The sequence below is a fragment of the Plantactinospora sp. B24E8 genome, from assembly GCF_039871735.1.
In the GTDB taxonomy this organism is placed as follows: Bacteria; Actinomycetota; Actinomycetes; order Mycobacteriales; family Micromonosporaceae; genus Plantactinospora.
This window is the reverse complement of sequence record NZ_JBDPMH010000003.1, coordinates 261388-276165: the sequence shown is the minus strand read 5'-3', so window position 1 is coordinate 276165 and position 14778 is coordinate 261388. Positions and strand designations below refer to the sequence as shown.

Annotated in this window: 13 protein-coding genes; 6 read left to right on the top strand and 7 right to left on the bottom strand. The window is 72.8% G+C overall.

From position 1 onward, the window contains the following. The first annotated feature begins 56 nt into the window (after nt 1-56). From hutI to ABGB21_RS07380, 3 genes are all read left to right on the top strand, one after another. A complete protein-coding gene (hutI, locus tag ABGB21_RS07390) occupies nt 57-1265 on the top strand; it encodes an imidazolonepropionase (protein ID WP_347676977.1) in 1209 nt (402 codons plus the stop codon). Further along, the gene (hutH, locus tag ABGB21_RS07385; RefSeq protein ID WP_347676975.1) at nt 1253-2806 is read left to right on the top strand and encodes a histidine ammonia-lyase; all 1554 of its coding nucleotides are present in this window, start codon (nt 1253-1255) and stop codon (nt 2804-2806) included. Before hutI ends, hutH begins: the two co-directional genes overlap by 13 nt. A gap of 99 nt (nt 2807-2905) precedes the next feature. Next, nucleotides 2906-3178 carry a DUF4190 domain-containing protein gene (locus tag ABGB21_RS07380; protein ID WP_347655374.1) on the top strand — a complete coding sequence of 91 codons (273 nt, stop codon included), beginning with the start codon at nt 2906-2908 and terminating at the stop codon, nt 3176-3178. Between the two features lie 60 nt (nt 3179-3238). Here the strand turns inward: ABGB21_RS07380 and ABGB21_RS07375 are convergent, their stop codons facing one another. Continuing rightward, entirely contained in the window at nt 3239-3985 is a 747-nt protein-coding gene (locus tag ABGB21_RS07375; protein WP_347676973.1) for a helix-turn-helix domain-containing protein, read from the bottom strand. A 62-nt stretch (nt 3986-4047) separates the two neighbouring features. Here ABGB21_RS07375 and ABGB21_RS07370 point away from each other — a divergent pair, with 62 nt between their 5' ends. Continuing rightward, the gene (locus ABGB21_RS07370) at nt 4048-4629 is read left to right on the top strand and encodes a TIGR03086 family metal-binding protein (protein WP_347676971.1); all 582 of its coding nucleotides are present in this window, start codon (nt 4048-4050) and stop codon (nt 4627-4629) included. Here ABGB21_RS07370 and ABGB21_RS07365 read toward each other — a convergent pair. Both ABGB21_RS07365 and ABGB21_RS07360 read right to left on the bottom strand, forming a co-directional pair. Further along, nucleotides 4561-5547, bottom strand: a complete 987-nt coding sequence (locus tag ABGB21_RS07365; protein WP_347676969.1) for a DMT family transporter — start codon at nt 5545-5547, stop codon at nt 4561-4563. The two genes, ABGB21_RS07370 and ABGB21_RS07365, sit on opposite strands and share 69 nt — an antisense overlap. A gap of 21 nt (nt 5548-5568) precedes the next feature. Beyond that, nucleotides 5569-5934, bottom strand: a complete 366-nt coding sequence (locus ABGB21_RS07360) for a DsbA family protein (protein WP_347676967.1) — start codon at nt 5932-5934, stop codon at nt 5569-5571. 111 nt (nt 5935-6045) lie between these two features. On the opposite strand from ABGB21_RS07360, the gene ABGB21_RS07355 reads away from it, so the two are divergent. Next, complete coding sequence (locus ABGB21_RS07355; RefSeq protein WP_347655379.1) at nt 6046-7533, top strand: PLP-dependent aminotransferase family protein; 1488 nt, start codon at nt 6046-6048, stop codon at nt 7531-7533. On the opposite strand, the gene ABGB21_RS07350 is transcribed toward ABGB21_RS07355, so the two are convergent. The 3 genes from ABGB21_RS07350 to ABGB21_RS07340 all read right to left on the bottom strand — a co-directional run bounded on the left by ABGB21_RS07350 (nt 7526) and on the right by ABGB21_RS07340 (nt 13217). After that, nucleotides 7526-10801 carry a S8 family serine peptidase gene (locus tag ABGB21_RS07350; protein WP_347676965.1) on the bottom strand — a complete coding sequence of 1092 codons (3276 nt, stop codon included), beginning with the start codon at nt 10799-10801 and terminating at the stop codon, nt 7526-7528. The genes ABGB21_RS07355 and ABGB21_RS07350 overlap by 8 nt on opposite strands. Before the next feature lie 203 nt (nt 10802-11004). Then, complete coding sequence (locus ABGB21_RS07345) at nt 11005-12654, bottom strand: MDR family MFS transporter (RefSeq protein ID WP_347655381.1); 1650 nt, start codon at nt 12652-12654, stop codon at nt 11005-11007. Then, the gene (locus ABGB21_RS07340; RefSeq protein ID WP_347676963.1) at nt 12651-13217 is read right to left on the bottom strand and encodes a MarR family winged helix-turn-helix transcriptional regulator; all 567 of its coding nucleotides are present in this window, start codon (nt 13215-13217) and stop codon (nt 12651-12653) included. Before ABGB21_RS07340 ends, ABGB21_RS07345 begins: the two co-directional genes overlap by 4 nt. A gap of 108 nt (nt 13218-13325) precedes the next feature. Between ABGB21_RS07340 and ABGB21_RS07335 the strand changes: the two genes are divergently transcribed. After that, nucleotides 13326-13910 carry a TetR/AcrR family transcriptional regulator gene (locus ABGB21_RS07335; protein WP_347655383.1) on the top strand — a complete coding sequence of 195 codons (585 nt, stop codon included), beginning with the start codon at nt 13326-13328 and terminating at the stop codon, nt 13908-13910. A gap of 215 nt (nt 13911-14125) precedes the next feature. Here the strand turns inward: ABGB21_RS07335 and rdgB are convergent, their stop codons facing one another. Continuing rightward, complete coding sequence (rdgB, locus tag ABGB21_RS07330; protein WP_347655384.1) at nt 14126-14764, bottom strand: RdgB/HAM1 family non-canonical purine NTP pyrophosphatase; 639 nt, start codon at nt 14762-14764, stop codon at nt 14126-14128. Nucleotides 14765-14778 lie beyond the last annotated feature (14 nt).

Sequence of the window (14778 nt, the reverse complement as noted above, 5' to 3'; positions counted from 1 at the left end):
ATCAGTCAGCACAGTCTCCCAGCTCACGACGCCGACGAGCGAAGCGAGGAGGTGGCATGAACCTTCTGATCGACAACATCGGCGAACTGGTCACCAACGTGGCCGGCACCGGCGAGGGCGGCCCGCTCGGCATCCGGCGCAGGGCGGCACTGCTGGTCGAGGACGGCCAGGTGGCCTGGCTCGGCCCGGCCCGCTACGCCCCGGCCGCCGACCGGCGGATCGACGCCGGCGGCGGCGCCGTCCTGCCCGGTTTTGTCGACAGCCACGCCCACCTGGTCTTCGCCGGGGACCGGGCGGCCGAGTTCAACGCCCGGATGGCCGGCGAACGGTACACCGGAGGCGGGATCCGGACCACTGTCGCCGCCACCCGGGCGGCCGGCGACAACACCCTGCGCGGCACCGTCGGGCGGCTGCGTGCCGAGGCGCTGCGGCAGGGCACCACCACGATCGAGATCAAGAGCGGGTACGGCCTCACCGTCGCCGACGAGGCCAGGTCGCTGCGGATCGCCGCCGAGTTCACCACCGAGACGACGTTCCTCGGCGCGCACGTCGTCCCGGCCGAGTACGCCGACCGTCCCGACGACTACGTCGGCCTGGTCTGCGGGCCGATGCTCCGGGCCGCGCTGCCGTACGCGAAGTGGATCGACGTCTTCTGTGAGCGGGGTGCCTTCGACGCCGACCACGCCCGGGCGATCCTCACCGTCGGGCAGGCCGCCGGTCTCGGCGTACGGGTGCACGCCAACCAGCTCGGCCCGGGGCCGGGGGTCCGGCTCGGGGTGGAACTGGGCGCGGCGAGCGTGGACCACTGCACCCACCTCGACGACGACGACATCGAGGCGCTGGCGTCGACCGTCACCACCTGGGTCTCCGAGCCGGAGAGCAGCAGCACGGTGGCGACGCTGCTGCCCGGGGCCGAGTTCTCCACCCGGTCGCCGTACCCGGACGCCCGCCGGCTGCTCGACGCGGGCGTGACGGTGGCGTTGGCGACGGACTGCAACCCCGGTTCGTCGTACACCTCGTCGATGCCGTTCTGTGTCGCGCTCGCCGTCCGCGAGATGCGGATGACCCCGGCGGAGGCGGTCTGGGCGGCGACCGCCGGCGGGGCGCGCGCGCTGCGCCGCGACGACATCGGGGTGTTGCGGCCCGGGGCGCGGGCCGACCTCACCATCCTCGACGCGCCCTCGTATCTGCACCTGGCCTACCGGCCGGGGGTTCCACTGATCAGCCAGGTCCTGCACAACGGAGTACCCGCATGTCAACCGTGACCCGACCCGTCGTCACCGTCACCCCCACCGGGATCACCCCGGCCGACCTGATCGCGGTGGCCCGTGGCAACGCCACGGTCACCCTCGATCCCGCCACCCTGGACGCGATGGCGACCAGCCGGTCGATCGTGGACCGGATCGAACAGACCGGCCGCCCGGTGTACGGGGTCTCGACCGGGTTCGGGGCACTCGCCACCACCTTCGTGGCCCCGGACCGTCGGGCCGAGCTGCAGCACGCGCTGATCCGCTCGCACGCCGCCGGGGTCGGCGCCCCGATGCCCCGCGAGGTGGTCCGGGCGATGATGCTGCTGCGGATCCGGTCGCTGGCGCTCGGCCACTCCGGGGTACGTCCCGAGCTGGTCCAGGCCCTGGTCGACCTGCTCAACGCCGACGTGACCCCGTGGGTGCCGGAACACGGCTCGCTCGGCGCCTCCGGTGACCTGGCGCCGTTGGCGCACTGCGCGCTGGTGCTGCTCGGCGAGGGCTGGGTGCTCGGCCCGGACGGTGGCCGGCTCGACGCCGCCGACGCGCTGCGGTCGGCCGGGCTGCGCCCGGTCACGCTCGCCGCCAAAGAGGGGCTGGCGCTGGTCAACGGCACCGACGGCATGCTCGGCATGCTGCTGCTGGCGATCGCGGACGCCGGGCACCTGTTCGCGATGGCGGACGTGACGGCGGCGCTGGCGATCGAGGCGATGCTCGGTTCGGACCGGCCGTTCCTGCCGGAGCTGCACGCCATCCGCCCCCATCCGGGTCAGGCGGTGTCGGCGGCGAACATCCACCGGCTGCTGCAGGGCTCGCAGATCATGGACTCGCACCGGGACGACCTGTCGCACGCGGTGCAGGACGCGTACTCGATGCGGTGCGCGCCGCAGGTGGCCGGCGCGGCCCGGGACACCCTCGGTTTTGTCGCCGACGTGGCGGCCCGGGAGCTGGTGTCGGTGGTGGACAACCCGGTGGTGCTGCCCGACGGTCGGGTCGAGTCGACAGGCAACTTCCACGGCGCCCCGCTCGGGTTCGCCGCCGACTTCCTGGCGATCGCCGCCGCCGAGGTCGGGGCGATCGCCGAGCGTCGGGTGGACCGGCTGCTGGACGTGGCCCGGTCCCGGGAGCTGCCGGCGTTCCTCTCCCCCGACGCCGGGGTCAACTCCGGGCTGATGATCGCCCAGTACACCGCGGCCGGGATCGTCGCGGAGAACCGTCGGCTCGCCTCGCCGGCCTCGGTGGACTCGCTACCGACCAGCGGCATGCAGGAGGACCACGTCTCGATGGGCTGGGCGGCGACGAAGAAGCTGCGGACCGTGCTGGAGAACCTGACCAGCCTGCTCGCGGTCGAGCTGATCGCCGGCGTACGCGGGCTGCAGTTGCGGGCCCCGCTCACCCCGTCGCCGGCCGGTCGGGCCGCGCTGGCGGCGGTACGCGGATTCGTCGGCGAGCCGGGGCCGGACATCTTCCTCGCCCCGGCGATGGAGGCGGCCCGCGCCGTGGTCGCCGGGCCGCGGCTGCGGGCCGCGATCGAGGCCGAGGTCGGTCCGCTGGGCTGAACGGCCTGGCCGGAACCCCCCGAAGACACATCGGACGGTTGTTGGTCGGCGCATCGGTCTGGGTAACTCCCCGCCACACAGTCACCCCGAGGAGGAGAGATGTCGACCGAGGCAACCGGCGGTACGGGCGGGCAGGTCGGTCAGGTTCGCGGCACGAACGTGATGGCGATCCTCTCGCTGGTGTTCGCCTTCATCTTCGCCCCACTGGGCATCGTGTTCGGCGCCGTCGCCAAGAAGCAGATCCGGCAGACCGGTGAGCAGGGCGAGGGGCTCGCCAAGGCGGGGTTCTGGCTGGGCGTCGTCTTCACCGTGCTCGGCGCGCTCTGGTTCGTCCTCGTCCTCGTCGCCGCGATGTCGCAGACCACGGCCTGATCCGCCGGGTGACGGTGGCGTGTCTCCCCCGGGGACACGCCACCGTGGTCTGCCGGCGGTTCAGTAGCGGGCGGCGTACCAGGTCGGCGGCTCGCCGAACATCTTGGTGAAGTCCCGGACCAGGTGTGCCTGGTCGGCGTACCCGAGATCGGCGGCGAGGCCGGCCCAGTCGACCGGGCCGCCCGAGGCCAGCCGCTCGGTCACCTCGTGCAGCCGGTAGCGGCGGATCACCCACTTCGGCCCGATCCCGACGTACTCGGCGAAGAGCCGTTGCAGCCCGCGCACGGTCAGGCCGGCCGTCCGGGCCACCACGTCCACCCGGTGCAGACCGGGGGTGGCGGCGATGTCGGCGACGACCGCCGCCGCCTGCGCCGCCCTCGGGTCCGGTTCCGGAAGCCGGGTCCGCAGGTAGCTCTCGACGGTGACCGCGTCGGGTCGTGCCGGCGGTTCGGCCGGAAACACCGCGCGGGCCGGCACCGACCGGTCGGTGAGGGTCGAGACCGGGGCGCCGAGGAACGGCCGGAAGCCGCCCGGCCGGAACACCACCCCGAAGACACTGCCGTCCCCGGCCAACACCCGGTGCTGGTGCCGGCTGCTGACCCCGCGTACGGTCGCCGCGCCGCCGGTGAAGGTCAGGTGCACGTTCGGGTACGGCACGATCAACTGCCGGTACAGCTTCTCGTAGTGCCAGGAGACCATCCAGTACCGCTCGACGTACCGGGCCAGGTCCGGGGACGGGGCGGCGACGGTGTGCCGCTGGAACCGGGTCCACGCGCCGGCGAGTTCCCGTCCGTCCCTGATCACCACCGGACCAGGCTATGTCGCGTTTGTTCAAGACCTCCACACGCTCACGTGGTTTCCTGACCGGCATGGCTGACGTACGACTGGTGGCCCCGGCCGCCGCCACGCTCATCGGGATCGTGACCTGCATCAAGCCCGACCAGCTCGACGACCCGACCCCCTGCGCCGGGTACGACGTCCGCCGGCTGGCCAACCACCTGCTGTTCTGGGGTCCGTCGCTGGAGGGGGCGGCCCGGAAGGAGACCGTACCGCCGCCCGCCGCCGCCGAGAGTGAGTTGGACCTGACCGGCGACGACTGGTCGGCGACGCTGCCGGCAGTGCTGGACCGGATCGCGTCAGCCTGGGGGCGGCCGGAGGCGTGGCAGGGCGCCACCCACATGGGCGGCCCGACCGAGCTGCCGGCGGCGCTGGTCGGCGGCATGGTGGTCACCGAGCTGGTGGTGCACGGCTGGGACCTGGCCCGGGCCACCGACCAGGACCGGAGCTGGGACGACGACCTGCTCCACCACGTGCACACGGCGGTCGGCGGCTTCGCCGAACAGGGCCGGCAGTTGGGCGTCTTCGGGCCGGAGGTGCCGGTGTCACACACCGCACCGGTCCTGGACCGGGTGCTCGGCCTCACCGGCCGCGACCCGAACTGGCGCCGTTGACCGCCCCGGCCCCGACCCGGTCCCGTTGACCGACGACCCGACCGACGACTCGTCCGGGGTGGCCTTCGCCCGGCCGGTGGCCAGGACCGCGCCGGCGAGGATCAGTGTGAACGCGACCACCACCGCCACGGTGAGCGGCTCGTCGAGCAGCAGCACCCCCGCGACGACCGCGACCGCCGGGTTGACGTACGTGAAAACCAGCGCCCGGGCCGGGCCGGCCTCCCGGATCAGTGCGAAGAAGACCAGGAACGCCAGCGCCGTACAGAGCACGGCCAGGCCGGCGAGGGAGACCAGCGCCGGGCCACCGGGAACGGTCTGCGGCCAGGTCAACGCGGCCGGGACCGCGTACAGCACGGCGGCCAGGCCGAGGCAGACGGTGGTCATCGGCAGCGCCGGGACGTCCGCCAACCGTCGGGCCAGGATCAACGGAGCGATCGCGTAACAGGTGGCGGCGAGCAGCACCTCGACGATCGACCGGACGTCCCCGCCGCGCAGCCCCGGTGCGGCCAGCACCGTCACCCCGGCGAGCCCGACGGCCAGTCCGGTCCACCGCGCCCCGCCGAGCCGTTCACCACCCCCGGCCAACCGCCCGACCAGCACCGCGATGATCGGCGAGGCGGCGATCAGCAGGCCGGTCATCGAGCTGCTGATCTGGCGCTCGGCGTCGGCGAGCAGCCACCACGGCACGATGATCTCCAGGGCGGCGAAGGCGGCCAGCGGTCGCCAGTGCCGTCGCAGCCGGGCGGCCCGGAGACCCCGCAGCGCCAGCGGCAGCAGTATCGCGGCCCCGACGGCGGTCCGGACGAAGACCAGCACCGGCACGGAGACACCGTCCTCGACCGCCACCTTGATCAACAGGTACGGCACTCCCCAGATCACGCTCATCAGCGCGAACAGCAGCCAACCCCGTCGGGTCATCGTCGCCTCCTGGAACTCGGGTCACGCCGCGGACGGTGCCGGGTGGAACCGCGGGTCGCGGTCCCGGGTCCGCTTCAGTTCGAAGAAGCCGTCGGTGCCGGCGACGAGCAGCACGCCGTCCCAGAGTCGGCCGGCGGCCTCGCCACGCGGGGCCGGGCTGACCACCGGGCCGAAGAAGGCGATCCGGACCGGTCCCCAGCCGACGTCGAAGAGGTCCCGGTAGATCTGCGGCAGGTCGGTCCGGCCCTCGTTGAGCACCGACAGGCTCATCACGTGGAACCGCACCGTGACGTCCCGCACCCGCTCGACCCCGTGCAGCCAGCGCGAGGTGATCCAGGCCCACGGGCAGATCGGGTCGAACCACATGTCGACGAGAGTCGCTGTCATCCCCGTTGTCCTTCCGGTGTGGCTCGGTGGTCACCAGCCACGCTAGGTGGCACATTGGCTGTACGTAAGCGCCAATTCCTGGCAACTCCGTTGGACCAATCGGAGGCTGTGGTGGAGGTCCACGTCCAACTCGTCGGCCGGGGCGACCTGGCCGCCCAGATCTACCGACAGCTGCGCGAGGCGGTGCTCGACGGACGGCTGCGACCCGGCGAACGGCTGCCGCCCAGCCGTGAACTGGCGCAGCGGCTCGCCGTCGCCCGCAACACCGTCGCGGTGGCGTACGAGCGGCTCACCGCCGAGGGCTTCCTGGTCGGCCGGGTCGGTTCGGGCACGTACGTCGGCGACCGGTTCCCGGGCGTGCCGCGCCCCCGGTCCGCACCGGCCGGCCGTGGCGTACGTCCCCGGGCGGTGTGGGGGTCCGTGCCGGTGGTGCCCCGCTCCCCCGCGCCGCGCTACGACTTCCGGGTCGGCGTACCGGACCCGGGGCTGTTCCCGCTGGAGACCTGGCGCCGGCTGGTGACCCGGCAGCTGCGCGACTCGACGGTACGGAGCACCAGCTATCCGGATCCGGCCGGGCATCCCGGACTGCGGGCGGCGATCGCCCGCCACGTCGGCGTCGCCCGCTCGGTCCGGGCCGGCGCCGACGACATCCTGGTCACCCACGGCGCGCAGCAGGCGTTCGACCTGGTCGGCAAGGTGCTGCTGGAGCCGGGTGACCGGGTCGCGGTCGAGGAACCGGGCTATCCACCGGTCCGCCGGCTCTTCCAGACGCTCGGTGCCCGGGTCACCGGGGTACCGGTCGACGCGGAGGGGCTGGTGGTCGCCGCGCTGCCGCCGGACGTCCGGCTGGTCTACGTCACCCCGTCGCACCAGAGCCCGCTCGGCGTACCGATGTCCCTGGCCCGCCGGTCGGCCCTGCTCGACTGGGCCCGGCGGCACGACGCGGTGGTCCTCGAGGACGACTACGACAGCGAGTACCGGTTCGCCGGCCGTCCCCTGGAGCCGTTGCAGAGCCTGGACCGGCACGGGCGGGTGATCTACGTCGGATCGTTCTCCAAGACCCTGCTCCCGATGCTGCGGATCGGGTTCCTGGTCGCCCCGGCCTCGCTCGGCGCGGCGCTGGCCACCGCGCGACAGTTGACCGACTGGCACGGCGACCTGCCGACCCAGGGTGCGCTGGCCGACTTCATCAACGAGGGTCTGCTGGCCCGGCACGTCCGTCGGGCCAGCCGGGAGTACGCGACCCGGCGCGAGCGGCTGCTGTCGGCGCTCGACCGGCACCTCGCGGACCGGCTGCGGCCGGAGCCCTCGGTCGCGGGGCTCCACCTCTGCGCGCGGCTGGCGGTCGAGGGCGGTCCCGAACTGGCCGCCTCGGTGGTCGACCGGGCACGGGCGGCCGGGGTCGGGGTGGAGAGCCTGGCCAGCTACTGCGCCGAGCGCCCCGGCCAGGCCGGCCTGGTCCTCGGCTACGGCGGCATCACGGCCGCCGACGTCGAGGAGGGGATCCGGCGGATCGCCGCCGGCTTCCGGTCCCGTTGGTGCGGTGGGGCCGCCGGAACACCTCCGACGACCCCACCGAGCGGAGCGGGTGTTACCTGACCTCGTACGCCCGGAGCACGGTGGTGGTGACCGTGTTGCCGGCCGAGTCGACCAGGTGGGCCCGCAGCGAGACGTGTCCGGCCCGGGACGGGTTCGTCACCACGGCGACGTGCTGACCGAGCAGGCTGACGGTCGGGACGGAACGCCAGGTCCGGCCGTCGTCGTAGGAGACCGAGACGTCGGCGTCCGTCACCCGGCCGGCGGTGGCCTGTCGGGTGACGGTGAGCGGCACCGGCAGGATGCTGCCGCGCCGGGCCGAGTTGTCCAGCGCCAGCTCGGGGGCGAACCCGACCGCGGTCAGCGGCAGCTCACCCTGCTGCGCCGCCGAGCTGCGGAAGGTCCACTCCGACTCCAGGTGGGTGACGAGCGGGGTGGGTACGTCGAACCCGAACCGCATCCGGTACGTCCGGGCCTCGGCGCCGACCTGCCAGCTGCCGTACAGGAAGTCGAACTCGCCGAGCGTCTCCGTCCCGGTCTCCAGGGTGAACCGGTGGTTGTTCATCTGGTACGGCAGTCCGACGTGCCCGGACGCGTCGGCGAACTGGGTGAAGCTGCCGTAGACGGTGTCCCCGTCCCGGACCACGGCCGCGCTGCCCGGATACTGCGGGGTGAGGGTCATCCCGAGCGGGGCGGCGTTCCAGCGTTCCCGGTACGACCGGCCGGCCCGGTAGCCCGGTTCGGTGGCCTGGTCGAGGTCGGTGACCCAGAGGCCCTCGGCGGCGGTCATCTCCACGATCCCGGACCGCCATTCGACGTTGCCGCCGACGTACTCGGTCCGCCGGCCCGGGGTCGGCACCGGCGGCAACTGCGACGCCAGCGGGTACGGGTCGCCGGAGACGATCGCCGTGTTGTACCGGACCGCCACCACGTCGTGGGCGTTGCGGGCGTACTCGGCCCGCACCTCGGCCAGGTCCTTCGCCTTGAGCCGGGCGGTAAAGCCGGTGGTGAAGGCGCCGGGGACGACCCAGCCGAGCTGGTAGAGCTCCGCGTCGCCGCGGCCCGGCGGGGTCTGGTAGACGGCCTGGATCTGGGTGCTGACCCCGGCGACGCCGGCCGTTCCCAGGTCGGCGGTGCGGATGGTCCGGGGGTCGCCCTGTACCGCGTCGCTGGAGAGGTACGTGCCGCCGCCACGGCTCAGCTGCACCGTGGCGGCGTACGGCTGCGCCTGCTTCGTCGGCAGGGTGATGTCCAGCCCGCGCGTCTTCCGGCCGTCCAGCAGCACGTCCCGGTTCCGGTCGGCCAGCACCTGGTTGTTCGCCATGAAGTCGACGGTGCCGTCCGCGTTCTGGACGAAGGCGGTGACGGTCCAGGAGCTGTTCAGCGGCACCCGGTACGTCTCGTCCGGGTCGAGCGCGGTGTACTCGGCGCCGGTGTTCGGGTCCCGCAGCAGCATGACCACGGTGGCCGGCGTCTTGCCGACGTGGTCGAGGGCGGTCAGGTGCAGGCTCGCCGACGGCGGTTCCCGGAAGACGCTGAACGGGGTCCGCAGGTCGATCCCGTCGGCGGTGGCGACGAGCCGACCGCTGAAGACGCCGTACGTCTCGCCGCCGACCCGCTCGTCGGCGGTCACCTCGACCGAGGCGGTGCCGCCGGCCGGCACGGTCAGGGTGTCGGCGCTGAGCGTCAGCAGTCCGTCCGGTGCGTTCCCGTCCACCGTCAGGTGCAGGGTCACCGGCGCCGCCGAGGTGTTGTGGTACGTCATGGTCCGGCTCACCGGGGCGTCGGTGTGCGGGTACGCCAGCATGCCGATGCTCAGCGACGGCGGGGTGACGGTGACCGGCTGGGCCAGGGCCCGGTCGACCCGGACGTGCCCGGCGCCCTGGCTGAACACGTCGAGGTCGGCCCGGGGTGCCGCCGAGGCCATCAGGGTCGCCTTGGTCTGTCCGGCCCGCCACTCGGGGTGCGCCTGGGCGAGCAGCGCGGCCGCGCCGGCGACGTGCGGGGCGGCCATCGAGGTGCCGGTCGCGCTGAAGTACGGGCCGGCCGGCAGGTGGTCGAGCGCGCTCGGGCTGCGCGCGGAGGTGATCTCCGTACCGGGGGCGGAGATGTCCGGCTTGACGGCGTAGTCGCCGATCCGCGGGCCGGGCAGCGACGACCAGTGCGGCTCGCCGGTCTTGGTCCAGTTCGCCACCGAGAGCGCGGCGTCCGCGGTCGACGGCGAGGCGACCCGGTACGGCGACCAGCCGTCGGCGTTGCCGGCGGCGATGACAAAGAGGGTGCCGTACTCGGCGGTCAGATCGTTGACCGCCTGCTCCAGCGGGTCGACGCCCTCGGTGTCGGTGCCGCCGAGGCTCATGTTGACGACCTTGGCGCCGGACTCCACCGCCCACTGCATGGCGGCGATGATCGCCGAGTCGGAGCAGAAGCCCCGCCCCTGGTCGTTCCAGCAGACCTTGCCGTCGAGCAGCGAGGCGCCGGGGGCGACGCCCTTGTACCTGCCGTCGGAGGCGGCGCCGGTGCCGGCGATGGTGCCGGAGACGTGGGTGCCGTGCCCGTTGAGGTCGGTCCCGGTCTCATGTTCGGGGACGAAGTTGCGGCGGGCGACGACCTTGCCGGCCAGGTCCGGATGGCTGTCGTCGATGCCGGTGTCGAGGACCGCGACCTTCACGCCGGTGCCGTCGTAGCCGGCCGACCAGGCGGTCGGGGCACCGGTCAGCGGCACACTGACGTCGAGGGTCGACTGGCGTACCCCGTCGAGCCAGATCTTTCCGCTGGTCAGCGAGGTGCGGGTGGTCTGCCAGGTGCTGGCCAGGTCGGTCACCGGGACCCGGGTGGCGAAGCCGTCGACGGCCTCCAGCGTCGGCCCGCCGGCGAGTCCGCGTACGGTGTCGGCGTCGGAGACGACAAGTGGCAGGTACGCCAGCTTGTCGAAGTCGTGTTCGAGCAGGCCGGTGACGTTGAACAGCCGTTCGTCGAGCCGGTCGGCCCGCAGCAGCGGCACGGCGTCGGACGGTACGACGTACTGGGCCTGCTCCCGCTGGTAGCGGTAGAAGTGCACGCCGGCGCGGGGCGTGACGCTGACGGTGGCGCCGTCGACCGTCACCCGGTCTCCGGTGTAGAGGGTCACCACCCGGGCGCCCTGCCGCTCGTTCTCCTTCCGTTCCTGTTGGGCTGCCTGCCGCAGCTCCCGCAGCTTCTGTCGGACCGCCTCGGACCCGGTGGGTACGGGCTGGGGTTGTGCCGACGCGTCGGTCGGGCTGGAACCGACGAGTGTGGCCGCCAGGGTCAGGGCGGCCGCGCCGTACGCCAGTAGGTGGCGTTGTCGCACGGAGTCTCCTCTGCGGATACGACAGACCGGAGCCACGGCCCTGTTGCCGTGACCCCGGTCCGCACCAGAAGGATCGAGACTCCCGACTTTTTGTTTCAAGATCAATACTTGCGGGCGCGCCGTCTGGTCCCAGCTGCCGAGGCGGATCTTCCATCGAGACAGCTGCGCAGGTCACGCTCGTGGGAGCGCTCCTATGACGTACTTCACGCCGACTCGGAGGGCGGGCACGGGCGGCCGACGTACCCCCGCGGACAGGCCGGCGCCCCGTCGATCGCCCCCGCCGCCGTGGCCGCCGCGGTCGCCTCCGCCGGCAGGTCGAGGCTGGTCCGCAGGGTCACCGGCCGGAGCAGCACGGCGGCGATCACCCCGACCAGCGCGATCGCGGCCGAGATCAGGAAGATGTGCCCGGTGGCGTCGCCGTACGCGTTCCGGACGATGTGCACCACGACGTCCGGCAGTCCGTCCAGGTTCAGGCTGCCTCCGGCGTCGCCGGAGCCCGAGGTGGGGATGCCGGCGGCGGCCAGGTCGGTGGTGATCTGGTCGGTGACCCGGCGGGCCAGCACCGCGCCGAGCACCGAGACCCCGATGGTGCCGCCCAGGGACCGGAAGAAGGCGACGCTGGAACTCGCCGCACCGATGTCCCGCAGCGCCACGGTGTTCTGCACCGCCAGCACCAGGTTCTGCATGGTCATGCCGACGCCGATCCCGACCAGGAACATCGCCGCGCCGACGAAGACCAGCGAGGTGGCGTGGTCGACGAAGCCGAGCATCAGGAAGCCGCCGACCAGGATCACCGAACCGACGATGATGTACGGTTTGATCCGGCCGCTCCGGGTGATCATGCGGCCGGCGACGATCGAGGAGCCGAGCACGCCGACCATCATCGGGATGGTGAGCAGGCCTGCCTCGGTCGGGCTGTAGCCGCGACCGATCTGGAAGTACTGGCCCAGGAAGACCGCACCGCCGAACATGGCCATGCCGACGGCGAGGCTGCCGAGGATGGCCAGCGCCGTGGTCCGCTCCCGGACGATCTCCAGCGGGACGACCGGCTCGGCGGCCCGGGACTCGACCAGGACGGCGAGGGCGAGCAGCAGCAGGGCCCCGCCGAGCATCACCCCGGTCTGCCAGGAGATCCAGGCGAACGAGCCGTCGACGAACGAGATCCAGACCAGCAGCACGCTGACCCCGGCCGCGATCAGCGCCGCACCCAGGTAGTCGATCTTCACGTTCTCCCGGCGGACGGTGACCAGGTGCAGGGTGGCCTGGAGCACCAGCAGCGCGACGATCGCGATCGGCACGCCGACGAAGAAGCACCAGCGCCAGCCGAGCCACGAGGTGTCGACGATGACCCCGCCGAGCAGCGGGCCACCGACGGTGGCCAGCGCCATCACGCCGCCGAGGTAACCGTTGTACCGGCCCCGCTCCCGGGGCGGGATCATCGCGGCGATCACCACCTGGACCAGGGCCTGCAGCCCGCCGACGCCGATGCCCTGGAAGGCCCGGGCGGCGATCAGCTGGCCGGCGTTCTGGCTCGCCCCGGCGACCACCGAACCGAGCACGAAGATCACGATGGCGGTCTGCACCAGCGTCTTCTTGTTGAACAGGTCGGCCAGCTTGCCCCAGATCGGGGTGGTCGCGGTCGCGGTGAGCAGGGTGGCGGTGACCACCCAGGTGTACTGGGTCTGCGAGCCGTTCAGCTTGCCGATGATCTGTGGCAGGGCGGTCGAGACCACGGTGCTGCTGAGCATCGCGACAAAAAGGACCAGGAGCAGGCCGCTGAGCGCCTCCAGGGTCCGCCGATGGCTCATCGGCTCCGCGCCGGGCGCGGTGGTCGTCATGGTGGGTGCGCTCATCGCGCGGCCTCCAGCGTGTTCTGGGATTCGGTCCGTCCGGAGACGGCGGTACGGGCGGACGGCTCGCCGGCCCCGGCGGATCCCGCGGACCCGGTGACCCCGGTGACTCGGTCCAGGGCACCCTGGATGTCGGCGGCGAACCGTCCGAGGGCTGCACCGAACGCCTCGACCTCGGTCGGGTTCCAGCCGGCGAGCGCGTCGGCGAGCAGGTCGCCGTACCAGGTCCGCGCCTCGTCCAGCGCGGCCCGGCCGGCGTCGGTCAGGGCCAGCAGGTTGGCCCGCCGGTCGGCCGGGTCGGCCCGGCGTACCGCCAGGCCCTGGGTCACCAACCCGGTGACCACCCGACTGACCGTGGACGGGTCGAGCCCGGCATGCTCGGCCAGTTCCCTGGCGTGACAGCCGACCGCCCGGTCGCCCAGCTCGTCGAGGCGCATCAGGGTGCCGACCATGCCCAGTGGCACGCCCGGCCGCTCCGCCACCCGCCGCTGCCGGATGGCCCGGACGATCCGGGTCAGATCCCGCAGCCGGTGCACAAGTTCGCCGTGCCGTACGGAGGTCTCCATCCCGCCTCCCCGGACAGATTGCTTGCCGCACACAAGCATCCCTCGATCTTGCACATTGCGCAAGTTTGCTCGTTGAGCATACGATCATCGGGGCGTACCCTGGGTGCGATGGAGAACACGGTGGGGCGTCGCGAACGCAAGAAGGCGGCGACGCGACAGGCGCTACACGAGGCGGCACTCCGGCTCGCCGTCGCACACGGGCCCGACCAGGTGACCGTCGAGGCGATCGCGGACGCCGCCGACGTCTCCCGCCGTACCTTCTCCAACTACTTCGCGAACAAGGAAGAGGCCCTCTTCTACGTCGACCTGGTCCGGATCCGCCGACTGGTGGAACTCGTGCACGACCAGCCGGTCGACGTACCGCCGTGGACCGCCCTCACCCGGGCCACCGAACAACTCGTCCGGGAAACCGGCGACGTCGACCCGCTCTGGGTCGCCCAACGCCGACTGGTCCGCAGCCACCCCAGCCTGGCGGCCCACCAGATCGCCGTCTACGGCACCATCGAGCGGGAACTGACCACCGAGATCATCGGTCGACTGCCGCGGCACCCGGACACCCCACTACACGCCCAGGTGCTGGCCGCAACCCTGCTCAGCGCGGTACGCGCCGCCATCCAGCACTGGGTCGACCACCCGGAACGGCCCCTCACCGACCTGGTCCGCACCGCGCTCGACTACGCGACCACACACTGACCGCCACCGCCGCACAGCCGGCCCGGGACGAGCCGACCTGCCGGGCCGCCGCCCTCGAAACCATCAGGCCCCGGGGGTAGGGGTTCTCGTCGCGCGTCGACGGCCCGGGCCGGGTGCCGGCGACCAACGCCGGGACGCGTACGTCCGGAGCGGCCGCCGCCTCCGCCACCGCCAGCACCCGGGCCGGGGTGGTGTCGCGCTTCAGTCCCGGGCGGCTACCGGTTGGCCCATCCGCCGGCGTCGCCGACCGGCAGGGTCTTGGCGATCACCTTGGCGAGCGCCCGCAACGCCTTGCCCCGGTGGCTGATCGCGTCCTTCTCCTCCGGTGACAGCTCGGCGTTGGTCCGGTCCTGCCCCTCGGCGAGGAAGATCGGGTCGTACCCGAAGCCACCCTCGCCGCGCGGGGCGCGCAGCAGCCGACCGGCCTGCCGGCCCTCGACCAGGTGCTCCTTGCCGCCGGGCAGCACCAGCGCCGCCGCGCAGACGAACGCCGCGCCCCGGTGCTGGTCCGGTACGTCGCCGATCTGCGCCAACACCAGCTCCAGGTTGGCCCGGTCGTCGCCGTGCCGGCCCGACCAGCGGGCGCTGAACACGCCCGGCATGCCGCTGAGCGCGTCCACCGCCAGGCCGGAGTCGTCGGCGATCGTCGGCAGGCCGGTCCATTTCACGCCCTCACGCGCCTTCAGCAGCGCGTTCTCGCCGAAGGTCAGCCCGGTCTCCGGAACCTCCTGGTACTGCGCCACGTCGGCCAGCCCGACCAGCTGGATCCGCTGCGCGCCGAGCGCGCCGTCGAGGATCCGCTGCAACTCGGTCAGCTTCTTGGCGTTACGGGTCGCCAACAGCACCCTGGTCATCCGGCCAGTGCCCT

Coding starts and splice junctions, on each gene's coding strand:
- ABGB21_RS07360 (WP_347676967.1), bottom strand. CDS start 5,934: ATGACAGCGACTCTCGTCGACATGTGGTTCGACCCGATCTGCCCGTGG.
- ABGB21_RS07380 (WP_347655374.1), top strand. CDS start 2,906: ATGTCGACCGAGGCAACCGGCGGTACGGGCGGGCAGGTCGGTCAGGTT.
- ABGB21_RS07370 (WP_347676971.1), top strand. CDS start 4,048: ATGGCTGACGTACGACTGGTGGCCCCGGCCGCCGCCACGCTCATCGGG.
- rdgB (WP_347655384.1), bottom strand. CDS start 14,764: ATGACCAGGGTGCTGTTGGCGACCCGTAACGCCAAGAAGCTGACCGAG.
- hutH (WP_347676975.1), top strand. CDS start 1,253: ATGTCAACCGTGACCCGACCCGTCGTCACCGTCACCCCCACCGGGATC.
- ABGB21_RS07365 (WP_347676969.1), bottom strand. CDS start 5,547: ATGACCCGACGGGGTTGGCTGCTGTTCGCGCTGATGAGCGTGATCTGG.
- ABGB21_RS07335 (WP_347655383.1), top strand. CDS start 13,326: ATGGAGAACACGGTGGGGCGTCGCGAACGCAAGAAGGCGGCGACGCGA.
- ABGB21_RS07345 (WP_347655381.1), bottom strand. CDS start 12,654: ATGAGCGCACCCACCATGACGACCACCGCGCCCGGCGCGGAGCCGATG.
- ABGB21_RS07340 (WP_347676963.1), bottom strand. CDS start 13,217: ATGGAGACCTCCGTACGGCACGGCGAACTTGTGCACCGGCTGCGGGAT.
- hutI (WP_347676977.1), top strand. CDS start 57: ATGAACCTTCTGATCGACAACATCGGCGAACTGGTCACCAACGTGGCC.